Below are 22,961 nucleotides of genomic sequence, written 5' to 3' on the forward strand. Positions count from 1 at the left end.
GGGTTCACCCTCGGTGGGTGAGCCGTCGGCGCCGCCGCGGCGGGACGGGAGCCTGCGCGCGTCGTACGCCCGGGGTCGGTCGCGTCACTCCGGTACCGGCCGCATCTCCACGACCCGCAGTCCCAGCGACTGGCAGCGTGCCAGCAGCCCGAACAGGTGCGCTTCGTCCACGACGGGGCCGAACAGAACCGTCTGGCCGGCCATCACCACATGGCCCAGCTCCGGAAAGGCTTTGGCCAGTGTCTCCGACAGGTGTCCCTCGACGCGGATCTCGTAGCGCACGGACTTGTCCTCCCACGGCTTCCCGGGACAGGCGGACGGCGCCCTCACCGCCATCGTCCACCTCCGTGCCGGGTCGAACCTCACCCGGAGTAGGTGACCCGCCCGGTGACGGACGCCGGGATCAGTGCTTCGACACGATCTTGACGGCGATGATGGGCAGGCCGAGCAGCAGATTGACCGATGCGGTGACGGCCATGAGCCGCGGCGACGCACTGGCGCGGCGCGCCGCGGCCACGGACCAGCCGACCTGGCCGGCCACGGCGACGCAGAGAGCCAGCCAGGCCGCACCGAGGATGATCAGAGCCCGCCGGCGTTTCACGGTGTCCACCTCGCCGAGTCCGCCGAGTCCGCCGAGTCCGCCGAGTCCGCCGGGTACGGCCGGGGAGTCCCGGGCGTGCGCCGGCGCATCGCCGTCTGCCCTCATCGAACCCCGGGGTGCGCGCTGCCCGCTTCACCCACGAGGGGGGGGGAGGGCCGGCGCAGGACTCGTGGAACGGGGCGGCCTCACAGCATCCGGAGGTCGCGGGCGCGGCGCACCGCCTCGCCGCGCCGGTTCACCGCGAGCTTCCGGTAGACGCTCTTGAGGTGGGTCTTCACCGTGTTCACCGACAGGCAGAGGTCGGCGGCGATCTCCTCCGTCGACATCATCCGGGCCACGCGCTCCAGGACGTCGTGCTCGCGCGCGCTCAGCTCCACCACCACGAGCGGGGCGGGCGGCGGCGGTGGTGGTCCCGGCCGCCGGCGGGTCGGCGGTGCGGCGGGGGTGAGCCAGCCCGCCGCCAGGTCGTGCAGCGGCGCCGTGGCCATATGGGGCCGGATCCACGCGCCGGCATCCAGGAACGGACGCCGAAGCCGTTCGCGCCGGGCGTCGAGGAGGGCCTGGGTCAGGAGCTTGCGGGCGGTTGCCGTGTCTCCCGCCGCGTCGGCGGCCCGGGCCCTCACCAGTGCTGCCCTCACGGTCACCGCCGGGCCGGTGCGTTCCTCGGTGCGGATGCTGTCGAGCAGGTCTAAGGCCGCCGCGGTACGTCGTGCGGCGAGCTGGATCGACGCGGCCTCCACGGCGCACACGGGCTGTTCGCCGGAGACCGCCCGGAGTGCCTCGGTGGCTCGGTCGGACCGCCCCTCGGCCAGATGGGCGGCCGAGGTGACGAGTGCCTCCTGGCTTGCCGCCCACGGTGAGGTCACGGCGGCGGGGACGGCCGGGGCCACCGCCTCGACCGCGGCTCGCATCTTTCCCCGGGCCATCAGGAGGCGAGCCGCGGCGAGGGAGCGCCCCGCCGCCGTCACCGGATCACGCGCTTCGAAGGGAAGATCTGCTGCCTGGTCGATGAGGGCCTGGGCCCGGTCCAGTTCGTTGCGGTCGACCGCAACGGCGGCCAGGACCAGCCGTCCGATCGCGGAACCGGCCGGCTGGGGCGGGTCGGGGCGATCTTCCTCGGACACTGCCGCCAGGGCTTTGCGTTCTGCGCGGCCGGGCCAGCCGTTGAGGTAGTCGATCAGGGCCAGGTGCCCCATCGCCTCCTCCCGGGGAGCCTCGGTGGACGTTCCGCCGGGAGCGCCGGCCACGGTGGTCAGGACGGCACGCGCCTCCTCGAAACGCCCGGCCCAAAGGAGTGTCGAACCCACATGGGTCAACAGGAGGGCGGTGAGTTCCGGATGCTTGTCCAGGAGGTGAGCCGGCACTTCCTGTCGTAGTGCGTGGGCCGTTTCGGCGGCCTTCTCCACAAGCGGGGGACTGCCGGTCAGCCGGGCGGCCAGGGCTTCCAGCAGCGCGCAGCTCAGCCGTGCGGCCGCGAGGTCGCGGTCGTCGTCGGCCAGCCGCTCCTCGGCGTGGCGCAGGCTCGCCAGGCCGTGATCGAGGTCGTGGTGGGACAGGTCGTGGGCGGCGCGCACGAGGTCGGTGGCCGGGCTTCTCGCCTCGGGCCCCATATGGGAGAACAGCTGCGCCAGGTCCTGCGCGTTCGGGCCGGTGAAGAGCCGTCCGATCGCGAGGTCGTCCACGAGGGCACCGGCGGCGAGGTCCCAGTCGTCCGCTGCGGCACTGTGGGCGAGTGTCTCCGGGAGGTGGCCGTGCCGACGCAACCACCGCGCGGCCCGTCGGTGCAGTTCGGGCTCCAGCGCGGGCAGGCGGACACGCAGATGGGCCCGCAGGATCTCCCTGAACAGCGGGTGGAGCTGGTACCAGGAGTGCCCGAGCCGTTCGACGAACGCGTTCTCGCGGTGCAGGCCGGCGAGGAGGGGCTCGGCGTCGATGCGGTGGGTCAGCGCGTTGGCCAGATCGGGACAGAAGCGGTCCAGGACGCTCACGCGCAGCAGGAGGTCCTGGGTCTGCCGTGTCTGCCTCTTGAGGACCTCGGCCAGCAGGAAGTCCGCGACCGTGCTGCGGTCCGCTTCGAACTCCTTCAGATAGAGCTCGGGGTCCGAGGTCTCCCGGGCGGCCAGGGCGGACAGGCTCAGACCGGCGGCCCAGCCCCGGGTGCGGTCGACCAGGTTCCGCGCCGCCTGGATCGGAACGCTCACACCGTGCAGTTCCAGCAGCGCGGCGGCCTCTTCGGGCGTGAAGGCCAGTTCGGCGGAGCGGATCTCCGTCAGTTCTCCGACCGCCCGGTAGCGGTGCAGCGGGAGCAGTGGTTCGATGCGGGTGATCAGGACGAGGCGCAGTCCCCGGCCGGCGTGGTGCAGGACGAACTCCAACTGCTCCGCGATCTTCGTGTCGGCCACGCGGTCGTACTCGTCGAGCACGAGGAGCACGGGCCGCTCGCGCTCGTTGAGCTCGGAGGCGAGGGTGGACAGCAGCCTGCGGCTCACCCGGGAGGCGTTGCCGGGTGCCCCGACCGCGTCGCAGGGCGGGGCACCGCAGGCTCGCAGGGCCTGCAGGACGTAGGCCCAGAACAACCCGGGGCGGTGGTCTCCGCCGTCGAAGGAGAGCCAGGCGACCGGCGGGCTCTGCCGGGAGGCCCATTCGGCGGCCAGCAGGGTCTTGCCGGCTCCGGCCGGGCCGTTGAGGAGAGTCAGCGGCGTCGTGAAGGCCTGGTCGAGGTGGTCGACGAGCCGCCGGCGCCGCAGATACGTCCGGGGCCTCGCGGGGAGGGCGAATCGCGTGCGCAGGAACGGATTGCCCAGGGGATCGGTGTGCGACAGCGGCGTAATGACCGGAACCTCGGATACTCGAGCACGGGCAGGAATGTCCGACACGTCGCTCATCACCCCTGTCGGGTCAGGGCCACGTCATGGGCAGCGCTTCCACCCTCAGCATCCCAGCCTTCCCGCCCGGCCGCACGGCGGACCGGGCCTCCTGCGAGGCCGCCCCGGGGCCCTCAGCGAGGAGGCCGGGGAGAGGCCGTGGGACGGAACGCGTCGTCGTGTGCGCGCCAGGAGCCTTCCTCGGACGGTTCGAGAAGGTTCTCGCGCGGTACGACGCACAGGGCCCAGATGATGAAGCCCGACAGCGCGATCATCACGATCGACCAGACCGGGTACTGCGGCAGGGAGAGGAAGTTGGCGACTATGACGAGCCCGGCGATGGCGACGCCGACGACACGGGCCCACATCGCCGTCTTGAGCAGCCCCACGCTGACGGCCATGGCGACCACGCCGAGGGCGAGGTGGATCCAGCCCCAGCCGGTCAGGTCGTACTCGAAGACGTAGTTGCGGGTCGTGACGAAGATGTCGTCCTCGGCGATGGCCATGATGCCCCGGAAGAGGTCGAGCAGCCCGACCAGGAAGAGCATCACGGCGGCGAAGGCGGTCAGGCCGGTGGCCCAGTCGTCCCTCGCCCTGTGTGACGGTTGGGTGGGTGTGGTGGTCATCTTGCGCCTCGATTCGATGCTCGGGGGCTGGAGGGGGACGGGGGAGAGGAGCCTCCTGCGAACGGTTCGGCTCGCGTCCTCCTCAGCATCCCCACGGCAGGGAACGGGGGGCTTCACCCGGCGCGGGTGAGAGTGGAGCCGCTCGCCTGCGTCACGACACGCACCCGCCGTCCCCCACGGCAGCCTCACGCGAGGGGTGCTGCTTCTCCCATCAGAGCGCGCACGGCCCCCAGCGCCTCGGCCCGGTCCGCCGGGACCAGTCCGATGCGTGTGCGCCGGTCGAGCAGGTCGGCCTCGTCCAGGGCCCCCTCGTGCCGCAGTGCCCACAGCACCTCGGCGCCGGTGACGGGATGGCCCGGGACGACGGGCTCGGCCAGCCGCGGGTCCTGCCCGGCCAGGGCATGCACGGCCGGTGCCTCGGTGCCGTAGCGCCGGACCAGGCGGCGGGGCGCGCGGAGTGCGGCGAGTACCCGGGGGGCCGCGGCGCCCACCAACGGGAGCGCGGCGGTGGGTGAGGGACCGGCGGCCAGACCGCGTGCGTCGACCGCGGCGTTCACGGCGTCCTCGGCCATCCGGCGGTACGTGGTGAGCTTGCCGCCGACCACGCTGACCACGCCGTCCGGTGAGGTCAGCACCGCGTGCCGGCGGGAGATGTCGGCCGTGCGCGAGGCGGCGCCGGACTGGGCCGTCCCGCTCGTGTCCAGCAGGGGGCGCAGGCCGGCGAACGCGCCGACGACGTCGCCGCGGCGGATGGGGACGTCCAGTACGGAGCCGAGGACGTCGAGCAGGAAGCCGATGTCCGTCTCGGGCACGTCGGGGACGTCGGGGACGGGCCCGACGAGGGGTTCGTCGGTGAGTCCGACGTAGACCCGGCCGTCGTCCTGGGGCAGGACGAGGACGAAGCGGTTGGTCTCTTTGGGGATGGGGATGTGCAGGCCGGCGGGGAGCGGGCCGATGTGCTCCGAGCGCAGGACGAGGTGGGTGCCGCGGGAGGGCCGGATCCGGATGCCGTCCACGAGGTCCCCGGCCCACACGCCGGACGCGTTGATCACCGCACGGGCCCGGATCTCGCCCTCCTCGCCGGTGAGTTCGTCCCGCACACGGGCGCCGGACGCGGTGAGGCCCAGGGCCCGGACACGGGTCAGCACGCGGGCGTGGCGCGCGGCGGCCGTGCGGGCGAGGGCGGTCACCAGACGGGCGTCGTCGGTGAGCCGTCCGTCCCAGGACAGCAGGCCGCCCCGCAGCCCGCCGGGGCGCAGCGCCGGGGCCAGGTGCCGGGTCTCGACGGGCGACAGCCGACGTGGGGCGGGCAGCGTGGCCCGAGCCGTACGGGCCGACAGCCGCAGGGCGTCGCCGGCCCGGAAGCCGGCCCAGGCCAGCGCCGCCTGCCCGCGCGAGACGAGTCCGGTCAGGGGCAGGACGAACGGCTGGGCACGCACCAGGTGGGGCGCCGTGCGCTCCATCAGCACGCCGCGTTCGACCGCGCTCTCGTGGGCGACGTCGAACTGCGCCGAGGCCAGGTAGCGCAGCCCTCCGTGGACGAGCTTGGAGCTCCAGCGCGAGGTGCCGAACGCGAGGTCGTGGGCGTCGACGGCGACGACGTCCAGACCGCGGGCGGCGGCGTCGAGGGCCGCTCCGGCGCCGGTCGCGCCGAGGCCCACGACCAGCACGTCCACCACGCGGCCGTCGGTCGCTTCGGTCAGCTCGCGGGCGCGCCGGGCTGCGGACAGGGAGGCCCCGGCGGCCGGAACGGCGGTCTGGCTCATGGGGTGAGGGTCCTCTCCAGAACGGTGCGCAGTTCGGCCAGGAACGCCGCCGTGGTGAGCTCGACGTCGTCCTCGTCGGTCATGGTGCGCAGAGACAGGGCGAAGGACTGCAGGATCAGCAGTACGGTCCGGGCCTGGCGTTCGGCCGGGGCCTCGCGCACCGAACCGTCGGCGTGTCCTTCGCGCAGCGCCCCGGCGAGCAGTCCCAGCAGGGCTTCCTGGCTCGCGCCGCGCCGGTCCAGCACGTAGGGCAGGAGCAGTTCGGGGTCCACGTCGACGATCTTCTGGAAGAGCGGGTGGGCGCGGAACGCCTTCACCCCCGCGACCAGGCCGTCGATCAGCGGCGGTCGCGTGCCCAGCTCCGGCCGGCTCTCGGGCATGGACCCGGTCGCGACGGCGATCCACTCGCGCGTCATGAGGTCGCCGACGAGGGAACGGACGTCAGGCCAGCGGCGATAGAGCGTCATCCGCGAGAGGCCCGCGCGACGGGCCACGTCGGTCATGGTCGTCCGCCGGACCCCGACGGCGAGGACGCAGTCGCGGACGGCGTCGAGCACCACGTCGTTGTCGGCGGAGTTCGGCTGGGCCGAGCTGTTGTGACGATTAGGCGTCATGTGTAACAGTGTAACGCCCGAGGCCGCTCCAGCGGCAACCCCGACGACCGGTGAGGACGACAGGCATGGACATGCTGTGGAACGGCTGGGGAGACCCGGCCAGGGCGACGCCGCTGCCCGACACCGTGACCGGGCTGCTGCGCGACTGGCTCGGCGTCAAACCGCAGCCCACGGCATCAGCCCGGCTGGAGGAGATCGCGATCTCCACGCCCGCCCTGGACGGCGCCGCCCTGCACGCGCTGCGCACCGCACTCGGCGACCGGGCGGACGACGTCCGCACCGACACCGAGAGCCGCGTCCGGCACACCCGCGGCAAGTCCACCCCGGACCTGCTGCGTCTGCGCGCCGGTGACACCGCCGACGCCCCGGCGGCCGTGGCCCTCCCGCAGAGCCATGACGAGGTGCTCGCCGTGCTCCGCGTCTGCGCCGAACACCGCCTCGCCCTCGTCCCGTTCGGCGGCGGCACCTCCGTCGTCGGAGGCCTCGCCCCCTCCGGCGAGGCGCCCTTCGTCGCCCTGGACCTGCGGCACCTGAACCGCCTGCTCGACCTCGACCCCGTCTCCCGGACCGCTACCCTCCAGGCCGGTCTGCGCGCCCCCGAGGCCGAGGCACTCCTGGCCGAACACGGCTTCAGCCTCGGCCACTTCCCGCAGTCCTACGAGTGGGCCACCATCGGCGGCTTCGCCGCGACCCGCTCCAGCGGCCAGGCCTCCGCCGGCTACGGCCGCTTCGACGAGATGGTCCTCGGCCTCACCCTCGCCACGCCCGGAGGAACCCTCGACACCGGCCGCGCCCCGCGCTCGGCCGCCGGCCCCGATCTGCGGCAGCTGCTGCTCGGTTCGGAGGGCGCCTTCGGCGTCATCACCTCCGTCACCGTCCGCGTCCGGCCCGTCCCGCAGACCCGCCGCTACGAAGGATGGCGCTTCGCCTCCTTCGCCGAGGGCACCGCCGCCCTGCGCCGGCTCGCCCAGGACGGCCCGCGCCCGACCGTCCTCCGGCTCTCCGACGAGACCGAGACACTGATCGGCCTCGCCCAGCCCGACGCCATCGGCTCCGCCGCCGAGCAGCAGAGCGCGGGATGTCTCGCCGTCGTCGGCTTCGAGGGAACCGAGGAGGACACCGCCCGGCGCCGGGCGGCCGCGGCGGCCGTACTCACCGACTGCGGCGGCGAGTTCGCGGGCGACGAACCAGGGCGGCGCTGGGCGCACGGCCGCTACTCGGCCCCGTACCTGCGGGACTCGCTCCTCGAAGCGGGAGCGTTCGCCGAGACGCTGGAGACCGCCGCCTACTGGTCCCGGCTGCCCGGCCTGTACGCGGGCGTCCGCGACGCCCTGACCGCCACACTCACCGAGAACGGCACTGCGCCCCTGGTCATGTGCCACATCTCGCACGTCTACGAGAACGGCGCCTCGCTGTACTTCACCGTCGTCTCGGCCCAGGGCGAGGAGCCCGTGGCGCACTGGACGCGCGCCAAGCACGCCGCGAACGAGGCGATCCTCGCCGCCGGGGGCACCATCACCCACCACCACGCGGTCGGCACCGACCACCGCGACTGGTACGTCCGGGAGGCCACGGACCTGGGCGTCGCGGCACTGCGGGCCGTCAAGCAACGCCTGGACCCGGACGGCCTGCTGAACCCCGGCGTCCTGCTGCCGACCGACTGACCGCGTCCCCGCTCCCGGTCCGCACACGCACCACCCCACCAGACGACAGCCCGGCACCACCCGTCAGCCCGGAGGCACATCGATGCGACAGTTCACCGCCGTCGTCAACCCCACCGCGGGCGGAGCCACCAGCGCTGCGGCGCTGCTGAAGGTGGCCCGTCTGCTGCGGGAGGCGGGCGCTGAGCTGGAGACCGAGTACAGCCGCAGCCTCGCCCACGCCCGCGAACTCGCCCGGCACGCCGGGGAACGAGGCCGGGTCGTGCTCGCCGTCGGCGGTGACGGCATCACCGGAAGCATCGGCGGAGCCCTCAGCGGCACCGGCGCACTGTTCGGCATGGTCCCGGCCGGGCGCGGCAACGACTTCGCCCGTGCCCTGGGCCTGCCCGGCGACCCCGAAGGCGTGGCACGCGTGCTGCTCCACGGCACGCCGCGTGCCGTGGACACCATCGAGGTCACCTCGTCCGTCCACGCCGGCACCGTCGTGCTCGGCAGCGTCTACGCGGGCGTGGACGCGCTGGCCAACCTCCACGCCAACCGCTCCCGCCTGCTGCGCGGTTCGGCCTCCTACTACGCCGGTGCCCTGCGCGCGATCAGCACCTGGCGCCCCGTCCGCTACCGGATCACCGTCGACGGCCAGGAGCACACCTGCACCGGCTACACCGTGGTGGCCGCCAACTCCAGCTACTACGGCTCCGCGCGCCGCATCGCTCCCGAGGCGCGGCTGGACGACGGTCTCCTCGACGTCGTGATGATCCGCGACGCGCCGCGCCGGCTGTTCTTCGCCCTGATGAAGGAACTCGACACCGGCGCCCACATCCACCGCCCCCAGGTGCAGGTCCTGCGCGGCCGGGAGATACGCATAGAGGCCGACAGAGACCTCCCCTACGGCGCCGACGGCGAGATCGAGGCCGCCCTCCCGGTCACGGCCAGGGTCCTGCCCGGCGCACTGCGCGTCCTGTGCTGAGGCCGGGCTGCCCCCTGACGGCCGTCTAGTAGGACTCCGTTAGGTCTGTCTCGCGGTCCTGTTCGGGGGCATGTTGGTGGTGTGGACGCACATGAAGTGAACCGGGCTCGGGCGAAGTTGGCGGAAGGGGTCGGGCACCGGGAGAAGTGGCGTCTGGCCCTGGACGTCTTCGACGAGCTGGCCGGGTGGGGGCTGGTGCCGCCGGTGGTGGTGGCCGATGCCGGCTACGGGCAGAACGCCGATTTCCGCGACAACCTGGACGGCCGGGGCATCGGCTATGTCGTGGCGGTGCGTTCGGACGTGACCGTCCACCCGCACGACGCGCGGCCCACCGCCCCGGCGTGGTCCGGAAACGGCCGCAAGCCGCAGCCCTGCTACCGCGACAGGCCGTCCTCGGTCGCAGCGCTCGCTGCGGTCATGGCCGGCAGGCTTTCACCGGGGTGACCTGGCGGGAAGGCTCCCGCGGACCGATGCGCTCGCGCTTCCTGGCACTGCGGGTACGGCCGGCCGGAGTGCGGGCCCGCCGCCTGGCCCAGGCCGCCGCCACCGCACGGGACGGCTCCTGGGACGGTGTCCTGTCCGAGGTCACGCTGCTGGTCGAATGGCCGGCCGGAGCCGAAGCACCCACCGACTACTGGCTGTCCAACCTGCCCGCCGACACCCCGCTTGCCGAACTGGTCCGCCCTGCCAAGATGCGCTGGCGGACCGAGCACGACTACCGCGAACTCAAACACGGCCTCGGCTGGACCACTTCGAGGGACGTTCCTGGACAGGCTGGCACCACCACGTCACCCTGGTCACCGCCGCCCACGCCTTCCTCACCGAACAGCGCCTGGCCCCGAAAGCCGATACAGCGGACTCACCCTCCACCAGACCCTTGACGCCATCCAAGACCTGCTGAACTGCTGGACGGGCACCTGCACCACATGTCACCGGCCCCTTCCCAGAACATCCACCACCAGCCAGAACCCAAGAGCCCGAGCAACCTAACGGAGTCCTACTAGAAGAAGACGCCGGAAAGCTCAGGTCACAACTCTCCGATTCCAGCGACGGAGTAGTCCGCGCACTGCGCCCGACCTGACTGGCCTTGTTACTGGTACGGCGGTTATCGGTGAGAACGATCACGGGTCCAGCTATTGAGCGGCCGTCAGGTCCCCTTCAGGGGCGCGCCAGTCAGCGGATCGCGCGCTCTGGCCGCGAGTGTGGCGTTCCCTGCAGGCTGGGCAGTCACCCGGCCCCGCGCCGCACTCGGGAAACCCTGGGACTTCACCCGATCGAGGGACTCGGCCCCTGTTCGCCGATCACCTCCGGTCCGGTCCATGATCATGGCGGGACAAGCCCGGGACGGGCGCAGACCGCGGAGAGGAGCAGGTTCGTGGGAGTTGTGAAGGTGGGGTTCAAGGACAACTTCGGCACCGACCTCGTATTCGAAGGGGCAGTGGAGCCCCGGGGCGCCACCGGATACAAGTTCGCCGGGACGGTCAGGGGAAACTGCGGGCTCGACCGCTCCAACGAGAGCTTCGACAACACGGTGCAGGTCGAACACGGGGCCACCTCGGGCGACTGGAACACATTGGAGTTCCGGATCACGGGCGACCCCATCAAGGTCGAGGGTGAGGGGACACGGCTGCCGAACGAGACGGTCGACTTCAGGATCGGTGCGAACGTCACAGCCATGGGCAACTACCAGTACGGGTCGGCGACGACGGTGACTGCCGGTGGTCCGCCCCAGGAGGTCGTGGCCATGTACACGAAGACGGACGGGAACGAGAACAACTCCTACTACGTCCGCTTCAACGGCCACGCCTGGGCGGACGGGCCGACCGGATACGTCGTACGGGGAACCCTGGATGCCGACACCCAGGGCGGCGCCCTCACCCAGCAGCACGCGACGTTCGGCCACAAGTCCGCCTCCGGGAGCTGGAAGTACGAGACCTTCAAGACCGACGACGGCCTGAAGGACATCCTGGTCCGCGGACAGCGCAAGGCCGGAGAGAGCATCCGCCTGATCGTCGGAGCCACCAGCAACGTCGCCAACCTCTACAACTACGGCAACGAGGTCACCGGAACCCTCCCCGACACGTTCTGATCCCGAGCGCCGGGCCGGCCACACCGCACCCGCGGCCCGGCCCGATCAATGGGGCACGGCAGGGGACGGGGAAGCGCAGTGGGGCCGGGCAGGGTGTTCCTGCCCGGCCCCGCACCGGCCGCAGAACTGCCGCACGCCGCGTAGGCCCTGGCGCGAGCAGGATCACGGGGCCCAAGCACGCGCCAATGCGCGCTGCCCAATGGCGCAGCCGACAGCGATAGCGCACCGACCTGCGGTGATCAAACTTCAGTGGCAGAAGATCGCGTTGGTCAATGTTCAGTGGTAAACGGTCAAGGATCAGTGGCAGAGGACAGTCAGGGCCCTTTCGCGCTGTCAGACTCCCGGGAGGAAACCCGCCCGTGGTGCGTGGGCGAGGCGGGAGCGGCGAGGCAGGGTGGGCGTGACCGAGCGCGGTGCCGGTCGTGCCGCTTCGGACGGGGAGGGGCAGGCGTGACGGACCACGGCGTCCCGCGCGCACGCGCGGTGACGGAGGACCGGCCGGGCGGGCGACAGCGCGACGACGGACCCGGCGGGCAGCGGCGGGACGAAAGGGCGGCGCGTGCGGGGCCGCGGCACGTGGCCTGCGTGATGGACGGCAACGGCCGTTGGGCGCAGCGGCGTTCGCTTCCCCGTACGGCGGGTCACCGGGCCGCGGAGACCGCCGTCATCGACGTCATCGAGGCGGCCCGGGCCGCCGACGTGGAGTGGCTCAGCCTGTACGCGTTCTCCACCGAGAACTGGAACCGCCCTGGCACCGAGGTCGAATTCCTGATGCGCCTGGTCCGCCGGGTTGTGCGCAAGCACGCGCCGCTGCTGCTCGCGCGCGGCATCCGCTGCCGTTTCCTGGGGGTCGCCGACCCCCGCATCCCCCGTGAGCTGGCCCAGGACTTCGATGACCTGGCGACGCTGACCGCCGACAACCGGGGGATGACGCTGACCGTCGCCTTCGACCACGGCGGGCGCCGGGACATCGTCGAGGCTGCGAGGTCGCTGATCCGGACAGGGACGCCCGCCGACGACGTGACCGAACAGCTCTTCGCGGACCACCTGCCGTTCCCCGACACCCCCGATGTGGATCTGGTCATCCGCACCTCCGGCGAGCAGCGCATCTCCAACTTCATGCTCTGGCAGGTCGCCTACGCCGAGTGGGTCTTCCCCGAGGTGCTCTGGCCGGACTTCCGGGCTCCCGACTTCCTCGCCTGCCTGCACACCTACCGGCACCGAGACCGCCGCTTCGGCGGCGTGCCCGCCCAGACGAACGGAGACCCATCATGACCACCGAAACCACGGGAACGGCCGACGAGGCACCCCTGTTCGACCCGGAATCGCAGTTCAGCGCCTTCTTCGACGACCCGCGCTGGGCCCTGGCCATGATCCGCGCCACCGTACTGGAGGCCGCTCACCCGCAGATCGGCGCCGCCCTCGTCGACAACTCCACCTTCGTCGCCCACCCCTGGCGCCGACTGCGCAACACCCTCCTCAGTATGCGGCGCATGTTCGGCACCGACCCGGCGGAACGCGACCGGGAGGCCGCCCGACTCAACCGGCTACACGCCCGCATGAGCGGTTCCGACTCCCGCGGCCGCGCCTACGACGCGATGGACCGCGCGACCCGCGCCTGGGTGGTCGCCACCCTCTTCGAGAGCGCCGTCACCATGTGCCGGCTCAGCGGCCAGCCACTCGACCAGGACACGATGGAGCGGATGTACGCCGAGTACCGCACCTTCCTCGCCGCCCTCGACGGCGACGCCGCAGAACTACCTGAAGACCTGAACGACTTCTGGCGATACTTCGATCGGGTCGTCGAAAACGAGCTGGAGAACACCGAGGCGGCCCGCATCATCCTCTACCGGCTCTTCGACCACCTGCCCGCCCCCGCCCTGCTCGACGGGGCGCCGACACTGTGGGCGGCCGGCCGCGCTGTCGCCGGTCCGCTCCTGGGCGCGATCACCGTCGCCTCGCTCCCCGAGCCCTACCGGCGCCGGGCCGGCCTGCCTGAGATGCCCGGTGCCGCGACACTCATGCAGGGCGCCTACCTTGCAGCCGGGCTCGCCCGCTTCCTGCCCGAGGGCTGGATCAACGCCGGCAGCATCATCGAAGCCCTCTCACTCTCACCCGACAGCGACGACCCCCGCGCCCGCACCGTAGCCGCCCTGCGCGCCCGTATGAAGCGGGCATCGGCCCTGCTCCGCCTCCTCACACCGCTGGGCGGCGCCCCCGATCCTGACCCGGCGCCTTCGGCAAGCACTGGAGAGGGGCGGCGCTCGGCGGAGGAGTTCTTCCGCAAAGTGCTGGACCAGACTGGCGACGGGTACCTCGACTGGCCCGACCTCGCCGCCATGGCCCGTGAACTCTCCACCCGCCTCGACCTGGACGAACCCGAGGAGACCCGGCTCTACGACGCCTTCGCCGCCTGGTGGCGCGAGCTGCAGGCCGCCCTCGACACCGACGGCGACGGCCGTGTCAGCGCTGAGGAGTACGCCGCCCCTTCCCTCGCCGGACCCGCGCTCATCCGCGTCGCCGAGGTCCTCTTCGACGCCACCGACAAGGACGGCAACGGGAGCATCGACGCCGACGAATACCGGACCCTCTTCCGGACCGCCTTCCACCGCGACCTCACCACCACCGACGGCGCCTACGGCCGGAGCGCCTTCGTGGGCGACTTCCTCTCCTTCATGTCCGGCCGCCGCACGAGCACGCAGTACGACCCCCTCCTCGCCGACGCCTAGAACGGGACTGTAGGACGTTCGGTGTAACTCCCGAGATGCATCGATGACCAGTGAGAACGTGTCCGAGTCCAACGCCGTGGCGCCCATGAAGGCTGCGTCGCCGAAGGCCGTGGACGACCAGCTGATCGACGAGCTGGTGGGCCGCGCCCAGGCCGAGGGCCTGCAACTGACCGGCGAGGGCGGGCTGCTGCAGCAGCTGACCAAGCGGCTGCTGGAGTCCGCCCTGGAAGGCGAGATCACCGACCACCTCGGCTATGACAAGCACGATCCGGTGGGCAAGAACGGCGGCAACTCCCGCATTGGCAAACGCTCCAAGACTGTGCTGACCGACATCGGCCCGGTGGAGATAACCGTGCCCCGCGACCGCGACGGCTCCTTCGAACCGAAGATCGCCAAGAAGCGGCAGAAGCGCCTGACCGGCGTCGACGAGATGGTCATCTCACTGGCCGCGAAGGGCCTGACCACCTGCGAGGTCCAGGCCCACCTGGCTGAGGTCTATGGCGCCGAAGTCTCCCGCCAGACCATCTCCACCATCACCGACAAGGTCCTCGAGGGCATGGCCGAATGGCAGAGCCGCCCCCTCGACGCCGTCTATCCGGTGGTCTTCATCGACGCCATTCACGTGAAAATTCGCGACGGCGCGGTCGCCGACTGGCCCCTCTATGTGGCCCTGGCCGTCACCGTCGAGGGCCGGCGGGAAATCCTCGGACTGTGGGCCGGTGACGGCGGCGAGGGCGCCAAGCACTGGCTGCACATCCTCACCGAGATCAAGAACCGCGGCGTCAGCGACGTGCTCATGCTGGTCTGCGACGGGCTCAAGGGTCTGCCCGAGGCGGTGGAGACCGTCTGGCCGCGGACGATCGTGCAGACCTGCGTGGTGCATCTGCTGCGGAACTCTTTCCGCTATGCCGCCCGCCAGGACTGGGACAAGATTGCCCGGCTTCTCAAGCCCGTCTACACGGCGCCGACCGAGGAGGCCGCCCTGGACCGGCTCGCGGAGTTCGCCGACGCCCGGGGCCGGAAGTATCCGGTGATCGTGAAGCTGTGGGAGAACTCGTGGGAGGAGTTCACCCCGTTCCTGCGGTTCGACACCGAGATCCGCCGCATCGTTTGCACGACGAACGCGATCGAGTCGGTGAACGCGCGGATCCGACGGGCGGTCAAGGCCCGCGGGGACTTCCCCAACGAGCAGGCCGCCCTGAAGTGCGTCTACATGGCGATCACGTCCCTCGATCCCACCGGCAAGGGGCAGGCCCGCTGGACCATGCGCTGGAAGACCGCGCCGAACGCTTTCGACATCACCTTCGACGGCCGCCTGTCGGCGGCCCGTCAGTAACCTCAACTGCACCAGTTACACCACTCGTTTGCCAGACCCTCGGCATCCCGCGCGTCGCGCTGGAGGACGTGGAGATCGAAGGTGTGCTGATCCGAGCAGGCGACTTCGTGCACGTCTCCTACCTGGCGGCCAACCGGGACCCGGAGGTGTTCGCGGACCCGGGCGCCCTCGACGTCGACCGTGCGTCCCACCCTCATTTGACGTTCGGCTGGGGCGGCCACCACTGTGTGGCCAGCACCCTCGCGGTCGCGGAACTGAAGGCTGCGATCGGGGTCCTGTTCACCCGCCTCCCCCGACTGCGGCTGGCCGTGCCGGCCCAGGACGTGCCCTGGGACACCCGGACGATCCGGCGCTTCCCCCTGGAGCTGCCCGTGGCGTGGTGAGGGCGCGGGCAGCTCCGGTCCTGCTCCTCGCGGCGTGGCGCTGACGCCGCCCTGCCGCGAGGAGTTCACGGACTCGGTGGAGGCCCCCCCCGCTAGAAGGTGAGGTTCCAGGCGTCGATCCGCCCGGTGTCCTGTGTCGCGATGTCGCGGACACGCAGCTTCCACGTACCGGACGCGGTCTCCGACGAGGCGTCCACCGTGTACGTCTTCACCACGTCGTCCCCGCTGTCGCCGTCGGCGAAGTCCTCCAGGGAGTAGACCGAGCCGTCGGGGGCGACGAGGGACAGCACCAGGTCGCCGCGGTAGGTGTGCTTGATGTCCACACCGACCTTCAGCGCGGCCGGGGCGTTGCCCGTCACACCGGTCACGGTGATCGGTGACTCCACCGTGGCGTTGTCGGCGACGGTGACGTCGGTGGTGTTCTCGAAGGAGCGGCCGGGCGGCGGCGTGGTGCCACCGACGGCCTTCAGCGCGTCGACCTGGCCCTCTCCGAAGAAGGCGTTCTTCGCCGTGGTGCCGGTGCAGCGGCCGTCGGACGGGCACGCGGTGTCCGTGGCCTGGGTTCCCAGCCGCGCGCGCAGATCAGCGGGGGTGGCCGCCGGATCGGCACTCTTCAGCAGCGCGGCGACACCGGCGACGTGCGGCGACGCCATCGATGTGCCGTTCATGTTCCCGTACTTGCCGCCGGGGAGCGTGGAGTAGACGCCGTAGGCTCCGTCGCCGCCCGGGGCCGCGACGTCGATGACGTCCCGGCCGAAGTTGGAGTACGACGCCTTGACGTTCCCGTTGCCCATCGCCGCGACGGTCACCACGCCCGGCAGCTCCGTCGGGATGTCGATGCAGGCGTTGGTGATGGTGCGGTTGACGGGGGTGGAGTCGTTCGGGCTGGAGCTGTCGCTGCGCTTGTTCGCCAGGTCGTAGTTGGAGTTGCCCGCTGCCGCGACCTGGAGCGAACCCTTGCCCTCCGCGTACTCCTGCGCCCGGCGCACACCCTCGATGATGGCCGCCTGGTCCGGGTCGTCGGGGCAGTTGAACATCCAGGGGTCCGTGTAATAGCTGTTGTTGGTGACGTCGAAGCCGTGGTCACCGGCCCACATGAAGCCGCAGACGGTGTTCTCGGCGAAGAACATGCTCGTGCTCGGCTCCGCCACGCGCACGGAGGCGATCTTCACGCCCGGCGCGACGCCGACCACGCCCTTGCCGTTCTTCGCGGCGGCGATGGTGCCCGCGACGTGGGTGCCGTGGCTGCCGACGTCACGCCAGGCGCCGGCCCGGGTGTCGGCCTTGCCGTAGGCGCAGGAGACGGAGTCCGCTGTGTCGAAGTTGGGTGCGATGTCCTGGTGCCGGTCGTCCACTCCGGTGTCGAGGACGCCCACCGTGACGGACGGCGAGCCGGTGCTGACGGCCCAGGCCTTGTCGGCGTTGATCCTGGTCATGTCCCACCGCGCGGTCTCGGTGAGCGTCGTGGACGACTGCCCGGGAGCGCTCGGCAGGGTGGGGGAGTAGGCGTCGGCGGGGACGTCCGAGGTGCGGGTCGCACCCACCTTCTGCACGCCCGCGACGGAGCGCATCGCGGCGGCGAAGCCGGCCGACGAGGAGTGGGCGACCACGACGCCGATCGCGTCGTAGTGCGCGAAGACCGAACCGCCGTTCGCCGCGACGGCGTTGCGGGCGGCGGAGGTGTCGCCGGGAGCGGTGATGACGAGATAGGAGCGGGTTCCGGCGGCCCACCCGGCGGCAGTCTGGGCGGGCACGGCGGCGCGGGCCGCGCCCGGACCGGGCGGAAGGCCGGTGTCCACGTCGGCCGCTCCGGCGGGCGTGGCGAGCGCGAGGGCCGCTCCGGCAGCGGCGACGGACAGCAGCGACCGTCTGAGACGGCGCCGGGATATGCGGGGGGTTGTCACAGCATCCTCCGAGAGCCCGGGGCAAGGGGTGATGCCCGCCGGGCCGTGGGTCGAATGGGTCGACGCAAGATTTCAGATGAGGGCATGACAAGGGAAGGGGCTGCGGCGCTTTGATCGTCGGAGGGAGCCAAGTAGGTGACTTCACTCCGGATCGCGTGGGGGGGAATGCTCTGTACATGCCGGGGTACACGCGCGTTCGTCAGCCCACGGGAGGCCGGCAGCGTGCAGGTATAGGGGAGGGAAGCATCGTGGCGACAGTGACGACGGCGAAGACGGAAACGAACCTGGATGGCCTGCCGGAGGTCGCCGAGCCCTCGCGGATGGCACCGAAGGACGCCCGGCAGCTGACGCGTCTGTTCTTCGACCAGCTCGCGGCGCTGGAGGAGGGCACACCCGAGTACCAGTACGCGCGGAACACGCTGATCGAGATGAACATGTCCCTGGTCCGCTTCGCGGCGGGGCGGTTCCGCAGCCGTGGGCCGGAGGAGATGGAGGACATCGTCCAGGTCGGCATGATCGGCCTGATCAAGGCCATCGACCGGTTCGAGTTGACCCGCGAGGTGGAGTTCACCTCGTTCGCCATCCCGTACATCGTGGGTGAGATCAAGCGGTTCTTCCGCGACACCACCTGGGCCGTGCACGTGCCGCGCCGGCTGCAGGAGGCCCGCGTCCAACTCGCCCGCGCCACCGAGGAACTCCGCAGCCGTCTGGGCCGCACCCCGACGGTGAAGGAACTGTCGGAGCTGATGAGCCTGCCCGAGGACGAGGTCAGGGAGGCCCGGCTGGCCTCCAACGGCTACAACTCCACCTCCCTGGACGCGGCGATCGGCGGCAGCGAGGACGGCGAGACGGCCCTGGCGGACTTCATCGGCGCCGACGACCGGGCCCTCGAACTCGTGGAGGACTTCCACGCACTCGCCCCGATGATCGCCGCCCTCGACGAACGCGACCGGCAGATCATCCACATGCGCTTCGCGGAAGAACTCACCCAGGCCCAGATCGGCGAACGCCTCGGTGTCTCCCAGATGCACGTCTCCCGCCTGCTCTCGCGCTGCCTGGCCCGGCTGCGCGAGGGCATGCTCACCGAGAGCTGACCGGCGGACGACGCGGGGCGTCAGATCATCCGAGGAGGCCGGTGCCGCCGAACCGGGTGTTCTCCCGCTGGGGGAGACCCACGGACGAGGCGGTGATCATCCGGCTGCCCTTGGGCGGTCGGCCCGCCGGTGCCGCGGCGTGCTGTCGCCGACACTCGGCGGGAGACCCCTGCGTGCCTGTCCGGCCCGTCGGCGGCACCACTCGAACCACCCCGGCGGCTCGGCGCATACAATTCGCTCTCATGCCGAAGCCTGACGAGCTGATCGTTGACATCGCCGCCCGTGTGGAATCCGGGCAGAGCAGCCAGATGTCCCTGACCGTGGTCACCGGTGGTGCCGTCATCACCGGTCGACTGGCTCCCGAAGCCATGTGGCGGCAGAGGGTGTCGGAGGTGCTGACGGACTCCGCCCGCCTGGGTGAGTTCTCCGCCGTCTTCGAAACCCCGCAGAAGAAGGACGGGCCGCCCACGCATCTGCACTTCCATGTCGCGCGGATTCTGCAAGGAACCGTGGGAATCCCGGAGACGGGCGGCATGTTCCGCGTCGCGATCGAGGACATCACTGCCTGGACCGTGGGCGACTTCAGCTACTCCGACCACTGACCGGCGGCCGTGCCGGGAGCGCACGACCGTGGAGGGCGGCTCTACGCGGCGCTGTCGTGACCGGCCTCGCCGGGAGCGCCCAGTGGCCGCGTCGGCCCCTCGTCCTCCACCACCCTGCGTTCCGGCACGGTCGCGTCCAACTCCCAGTGGTGCCGGCACTCCTCGCACCGGGGGCCGTCCGCCCCCACGTCGAGCACCTCCCCGTTCGGGCAGTCCGTGCCGTCCCCGCGACCCTCACACGCTTCCCCGCCGACCCCCATGCGCTCGACCGTGCGCCGTCCCGTACCCGAACGGGAGGGCGCCGGCAGGGCGCACAGGGGCTCAACCCCGGTGCAACGCCCCGGCACCCGCCGTCAGCCCCACCAGCGACATCATGAGGCCGCGGGCGCCATCCGCGAGGCAGGCAGGTCCCCGGCTCCTGGATCGTTTTCACGCTCTGGCCGCTGTACGTGGCAGGTGAATTCACGGGAGAGCAACCACCGGAGCAGGGGGAGTACTGGTCGAACTTTGAACTTTCCGGCGTTGCGCGGGACTACCTGTTAATCGGCGGCTTCCATCGCTCCATGATCTCGTCTTTGCGCTTCACGCAGGCCAAGAGGACCGGCCTCGTGGTCCGGAAGGCGAAGGCAGATCATGCGTCCAGCTGCGGGGACATTTCCGTCCGCTCGCGGGGAGCCGATCATTCCGCCCGCGAGGGGAGCTTTGCACTCCGGTCGCCCCTCGATCAGCGATCAAGAAAGGATCGGCTTCCTCGACAGGACGGCATGACAGAAGCCTTGCACCGATCCGATCCTCCTGACAGGGTTCGGGAGTCGGTTCTCGGCATTGCGTCACGGGGGAGACTCGATGTTGTTCACCTTTCCGATGGAGCATGACGGTTCTTCCTATCATCGGCCCGTGGTTCGCCGCGCTGCCTGACGACATCCGCAACCGGATGAGTCGCACGACAGTCGGTGGGTCCGCTGGGAGCTGAGGAGGAAGAGCGATGGACCACATCTCCGCATCCGTACAGAAACCGATACAGCAGCACTTACGCCGCCCGGATCCGCATCTGGGCGGACGTTTATCGGAGATCATCCAGGTGCCGATCAGCGCCATCGTGGTCGTGGGTTCGCTTCGTACGGTCGGGGAGGATCCACGGCACATCAACGCGCTCGCCGAAGTGTGCTCCGAACTGCCGCCGATCGTCATCCACCGGAAGACGATGACCGTCATCGACGGTGTGCACCGGCTCAGGGCGGTGGAGAACAGCGGCGCCACGCACATCAGTGCCGTGCTCTTCAACGGTGATGAGCGCGAGGCCTTCGTGCTCGCGGTCAAGCTGAACAGCAACCACGGACTGCCACTCTCCCTTGCCGACCGCAAGGCCGCGGCCCTGCACATGCTCGCCGACTTCCCGGAGTGGTCCAACCGGCGGCTGGCGGGGGTCGTGGGCCTGTCGGACAAGACCGTCGCGGCACTCAGGCGCCGGTCGGGTGCGGAACTTCCGCACCCGACAGCGGTGCGACTCGGGCGTGACGGGGTGGCCTACCCCCTCGCGGCGGCCGAAGGCCGCAGTCGCGCGTTGGCGTACCTCGCCGCGCATCCCGACGCGTCCGCGCAGGAGGTGGCGCGTGCCGCGGGCATCTCGCTCACCACGGCGAAGGACACGCGAAAGCGGGCCCGCGCACTTCCGGGAGAGCCGCCGCCGACGGAGCAGCCGGGCGACGGGCGGGTCCGGGAGACCGGGGCCGGCCGCCCTGCCCTCGTGAAACGTCCCAAGGCGGGGAGCGCGGACCTGTCACTGGCCGTGCGGCGGTTGCGCGCCGATCCCTCGCTACGGTTCACCGAGGTGGGCCGGAAGCTGCTGCGGACACTGGACCCCTCGGCGACGCAGCCGCACGACTGGGCGGCGATGGCGAGCAGCATTCCGATCCACTGCGCACCTCTGATCGCCGAGCTGGCACGGCAGCACGCCGAGAGCTGGCAGCTCCTGGCGGAATCGTTGACGGAACGGATCAATTCCAGGGAAGCTGACGTATAGATCTCCGGCCGGTTCATCGAACACCGTTGCCGACGCCTCGGATTGTCGCCTCCGGTTGATTCCGTCGAGATCGTCTCGTGGATCCCCGCAGGCGCTGTGTGAAACGCCGGCACATCGGATTCAGCGGCCCTCGGGTCTATTCGCCGACGCGCTCCGAACTTCGTCTTCGCCGGCTGATCAATCCGGCGTGGCTCCTGATGGGGATAGAAAAGCCTTTCTGGGGTCTGCGGTATTCGTTGAATGTGCGACTTCAGTTCAAACGGTTGCGCGGTGCTCGAACGGTTTGTACGCTGGCTCACACAATTTTGAAGCGGGGGTGCGGGGGGAACGTGACTTCGTATAGTCCTGGCCATGTTGGGCATGAGCAGTCACCCGTGCCTCAACGCATTGTTCCTAACGGTTCATCATTACCGGGGATGCCGACCCATTGGTGCAACTTCCTGGCAGATCTGCCGGGCCCCATGCCCGAAGTCAGAGATTCCGGAAGCCCCACGGCCGCGGAGATATCGGCCGCAATTCGGCCGCGAGTACTCGTCGAGCAAAACGGTTCGGGGGAGCAGTGGATTGCCATTCCCGAACCGGTCACGGAGTGGCTGCGGCAATGCGGCCGGCCGACACCGTTGCACCGGGCGCACCGGCTCGAGAAGTATCTCGGTACCGGCGCGAGAATCTACCTCAAGCGTGAAGACGTCCTTCCCACCGGCAGCTTCAAGCTGAACACCGCCATAGCCCAGGCGTATTACGCGGCCGAGGAGGGGCGGACGACCCTCGTCACCGAGACCGGGGCGGGTCAGTGGGGGATGAGCGTCGCGCTGGCGGCGAAGATGTTCGGTCTGCGGGCCGAGATCTTCATGGTGAGGTGCTCGCTCGAGCAGAAGCCCTACCGGCGTCACTACATGGAGCTCCTGGGGGCCAAGGTACGGCCGTCGCCGTCGACCCACACGGCGATCGGACGAAAGATCCTCGGGGAGAACCCGGACCACCCCGGCAGCCTCGGCACCGCGATCAGCGACGCGATCGAGCACGCCCTGGGCAACCCCTCCGCCGCGTATCTCGCCGGCAGCGGGATGCCGCACGTCTACCTCCATCAGACGTTGCTCGGGCTCGAGATCGCGCAGCAGCTCAAGACGACCCACGGCGAGGACCTGGGCGTCGACGGGCGCGGCGACCACCTCATCGCGTGCTCGGGTGGCGGAAGCAACCTCTGCGGTCTCATCGGCCCTCACCTGCGGGCCAAGGCCGACGGGGCCGACCTCCGCTTCCTCGCCGCGGAATCCACGGCGGCGCCCCGGCTCACCCAGGGCGTCTACGCGTACGGCCGCACCGACCTGGGCGGCTACACGCCCGAGGTGCTGGGCTACACGATGGGGGAGAGCTTCATCCCCCCGCCCAACCACGTCGGCGGCCTGCGCAACCATCACAGCTCCGCCCTGGTCAGCCTGCTCCGGCGCGAGCGCGTCCTCGACGCCGTCGCCTTCGACCAGCGGACAGCGCTGGAGGCCGGCCGGCTACTGCTGCAGACCGAAGGCCTGCTGCTCGCCCCCGAGGCCGGTCACGCGGTCGCGGCGGCCCTGGACGTCGTGGCGAAGGCCGACGCGGAAAACGCCGAACCGGTGATCGTGGTCCTGGCCAGCGGCTCCGGATTCCTCGATCTGCAGGGATACAACGAGGTCCTGCTCGACGCATAGCCGCACCATCGTTC

Annotated in this window: 17 protein-coding genes and 3 pseudogenes; 12 read left to right on the forward strand and 8 right to left on the reverse strand. The window is 70.8% G+C overall.

The annotated features are described in order from the left end of the window. Nucleotides 1-84: 84 nt before the first annotated feature. The 6 genes and pseudogenes from HDC93_RS32755 to HDC93_RS32780 all read right to left on the reverse strand — a co-directional run bounded on the left by HDC93_RS32755 (nucleotide 85) and on the right by HDC93_RS32780 (nucleotide 6,471). Nucleotides 85-282: a hypothetical protein gene (locus HDC93_RS32755; RefSeq protein ID WP_030847793.1), complete on the reverse strand. Its 198-nt coding sequence runs from the start codon at nucleotides 280-282 to the stop codon at nucleotides 85-87. Between the two features lie 121 nt (nucleotides 283-403). Beyond that, nucleotides 404-583 (reverse strand): annotated as a pseudogene (locus tag HDC93_RS39815) (hypothetical protein); the annotation flags it as partial. Nucleotides 584-786: 203 nt separating this feature from the next. Beyond that, the gene (locus HDC93_RS32765) at nucleotides 787-3,468 is read right to left on the reverse strand and encodes a LuxR C-terminal-related transcriptional regulator (RefSeq protein WP_311774688.1); all 2,682 of its coding nucleotides are present in this window, start codon (nucleotides 3,466-3,468) and stop codon (nucleotides 787-789) included. Nucleotides 3,469-3,599: 131 nt separating this feature from the next. Further along, nucleotides 3,600-4,091 carry a hypothetical protein gene (locus HDC93_RS32770; protein ID WP_185014466.1) on the reverse strand — a complete coding sequence of 164 codons (492 nt, stop codon included), beginning with the start codon at nucleotides 4,089-4,091 and terminating at the stop codon, nucleotides 3,600-3,602. 185 nt (nucleotides 4,092-4,276) lie between these two features. Then, the gene (locus tag HDC93_RS32775; RefSeq protein ID WP_185014467.1) at nucleotides 4,277-5,857 is read right to left on the reverse strand and encodes a glycerol-3-phosphate dehydrogenase/oxidase; all 1,581 of its coding nucleotides are present in this window, start codon (nucleotides 5,855-5,857) and stop codon (nucleotides 4,277-4,279) included. Continuing rightward, nucleotides 5,854-6,471, reverse strand: a complete 618-nt coding sequence (locus tag HDC93_RS32780) for a TetR/AcrR family transcriptional regulator (protein WP_185014468.1) — start codon at nucleotides 6,469-6,471, stop codon at nucleotides 5,854-5,856. Before HDC93_RS32780 ends, HDC93_RS32775 begins: the two co-directional genes overlap by 4 nt. Before the next feature lie 65 nt (nucleotides 6,472-6,536). Between HDC93_RS32780 and HDC93_RS32785 the strand changes: the two genes are divergently transcribed. From HDC93_RS32785 to HDC93_RS32820, 8 genes and pseudogenes are all read left to right on the forward strand, one after another. After that, complete coding sequence (locus tag HDC93_RS32785; protein ID WP_185014469.1) at nucleotides 6,537-8,135, forward strand: FAD-binding oxidoreductase; 1,599 nt, start codon at nucleotides 6,537-6,539, stop codon at nucleotides 8,133-8,135. Between the two features lie 82 nt (nucleotides 8,136-8,217). Beyond that, nucleotides 8,218-9,099: a diacylglycerol kinase family protein gene (locus HDC93_RS32790; protein WP_185014470.1), complete on the forward strand. Its 882-nt coding sequence runs from the start codon at nucleotides 8,218-8,220 to the stop codon at nucleotides 9,097-9,099. Between the two features lie 126 nt (nucleotides 9,100-9,225). Continuing rightward, nucleotides 9,226-10,000 (forward strand): annotated as a pseudogene (locus HDC93_RS32795) (IS701 family transposase); the annotation flags it as partial. 474 nt (nucleotides 10,001-10,474) lie between these two features. Beyond that, entirely contained in the window at nucleotides 10,475-11,188 is a 714-nt protein-coding gene (locus HDC93_RS32800) for a hypothetical protein (RefSeq protein ID WP_185014471.1), read from the forward strand. 588 nt (nucleotides 11,189-11,776) lie between these two features. Continuing rightward, a complete protein-coding gene (uppS, locus tag HDC93_RS32805) occupies nucleotides 11,777-12,463 on the forward strand; it encodes a polyprenyl diphosphate synthase (RefSeq protein WP_221517438.1) in 687 nt (228 codons plus the stop codon). Continuing rightward, a complete protein-coding gene (locus HDC93_RS32810; RefSeq protein WP_185014473.1) occupies nucleotides 12,460-13,917 on the forward strand; it encodes an oxygenase MpaB family protein in 1,458 nt (485 codons plus the stop codon). Before uppS ends, HDC93_RS32810 begins: the two co-directional genes overlap by 4 nt. Nucleotides 13,918-14,002: 85 nt before the next feature. Continuing rightward, complete coding sequence (locus tag HDC93_RS32815; protein WP_260419894.1) at nucleotides 14,003-15,253, forward strand: IS256 family transposase; 1,251 nt, start codon at nucleotides 14,003-14,005, stop codon at nucleotides 15,251-15,253. Between the two features lie 38 nt (nucleotides 15,254-15,291). Beyond that, nucleotides 15,292-15,636, forward strand: a pseudogene (locus tag HDC93_RS32820) (cytochrome P450); the annotation flags it as partial. A gap of 92 nt (nucleotides 15,637-15,728) precedes the next feature. Here the strand turns inward: HDC93_RS32820 and HDC93_RS32825 are convergent. Further along, complete coding sequence (locus tag HDC93_RS32825) at nucleotides 15,729-17,540, reverse strand: S8 family serine peptidase (protein WP_311774680.1); 1,812 nt, start codon at nucleotides 17,538-17,540, stop codon at nucleotides 15,729-15,731. Between the two features lie 248 nt (nucleotides 17,541-17,788). Between HDC93_RS32825 and HDC93_RS32830 the strand changes: the two genes are divergently transcribed. Next, nucleotides 17,789-18,634, forward strand: a complete 846-nt coding sequence (locus HDC93_RS32830) for an RNA polymerase sigma factor SigF (RefSeq protein WP_185014475.1) — start codon at nucleotides 17,789-17,791, stop codon at nucleotides 18,632-18,634. Between the two features lie 242 nt (nucleotides 18,635-18,876). Next, nucleotides 18,877-19,236 carry a hypothetical protein gene (locus HDC93_RS32835; protein ID WP_185014476.1) on the forward strand — a complete coding sequence of 120 codons (360 nt, stop codon included), beginning with the start codon at nucleotides 18,877-18,879 and terminating at the stop codon, nucleotides 19,234-19,236. A 41-nt stretch (nucleotides 19,237-19,277) separates the two neighbouring features. Here HDC93_RS32835 and HDC93_RS32840 read toward each other — a convergent pair whose 3' ends face one another. Next, nucleotides 19,278-19,496 (reverse strand): hypothetical protein, encoded by a 219-nt coding sequence (locus HDC93_RS32840; RefSeq protein WP_185014477.1) that lies wholly within the window; start codon nucleotides 19,494-19,496, stop codon nucleotides 19,278-19,280. Between the two features lie 725 nt (nucleotides 19,497-20,221). Here HDC93_RS32840 and HDC93_RS32845 point away from each other — a divergent pair. Then, nucleotides 20,222-21,259, forward strand: a complete 1,038-nt coding sequence (locus tag HDC93_RS32845) for a ParB/RepB/Spo0J family partition protein (protein WP_185014478.1) — start codon at nucleotides 20,222-20,224, stop codon at nucleotides 21,257-21,259. Nucleotides 21,260-21,675: 416 nt separating this feature from the next. After that, the gene (locus HDC93_RS32850; protein ID WP_185014479.1) at nucleotides 21,676-22,947 is read left to right on the forward strand and encodes a TrpB-like pyridoxal phosphate-dependent enzyme; all 1,272 of its coding nucleotides are present in this window, start codon (nucleotides 21,676-21,678) and stop codon (nucleotides 22,945-22,947) included. The last annotated feature ends 14 nt before the right edge of the window (nucleotides 22,948-22,961 follow it).

The organism is Streptomyces sp. AK010 (assembly GCF_014207295.1).
GTDB classification, from domain to species: domain Bacteria; phylum Actinomycetota; class Actinomycetes; order Streptomycetales; family Streptomycetaceae; genus Streptomyces; species Streptomyces massasporeus.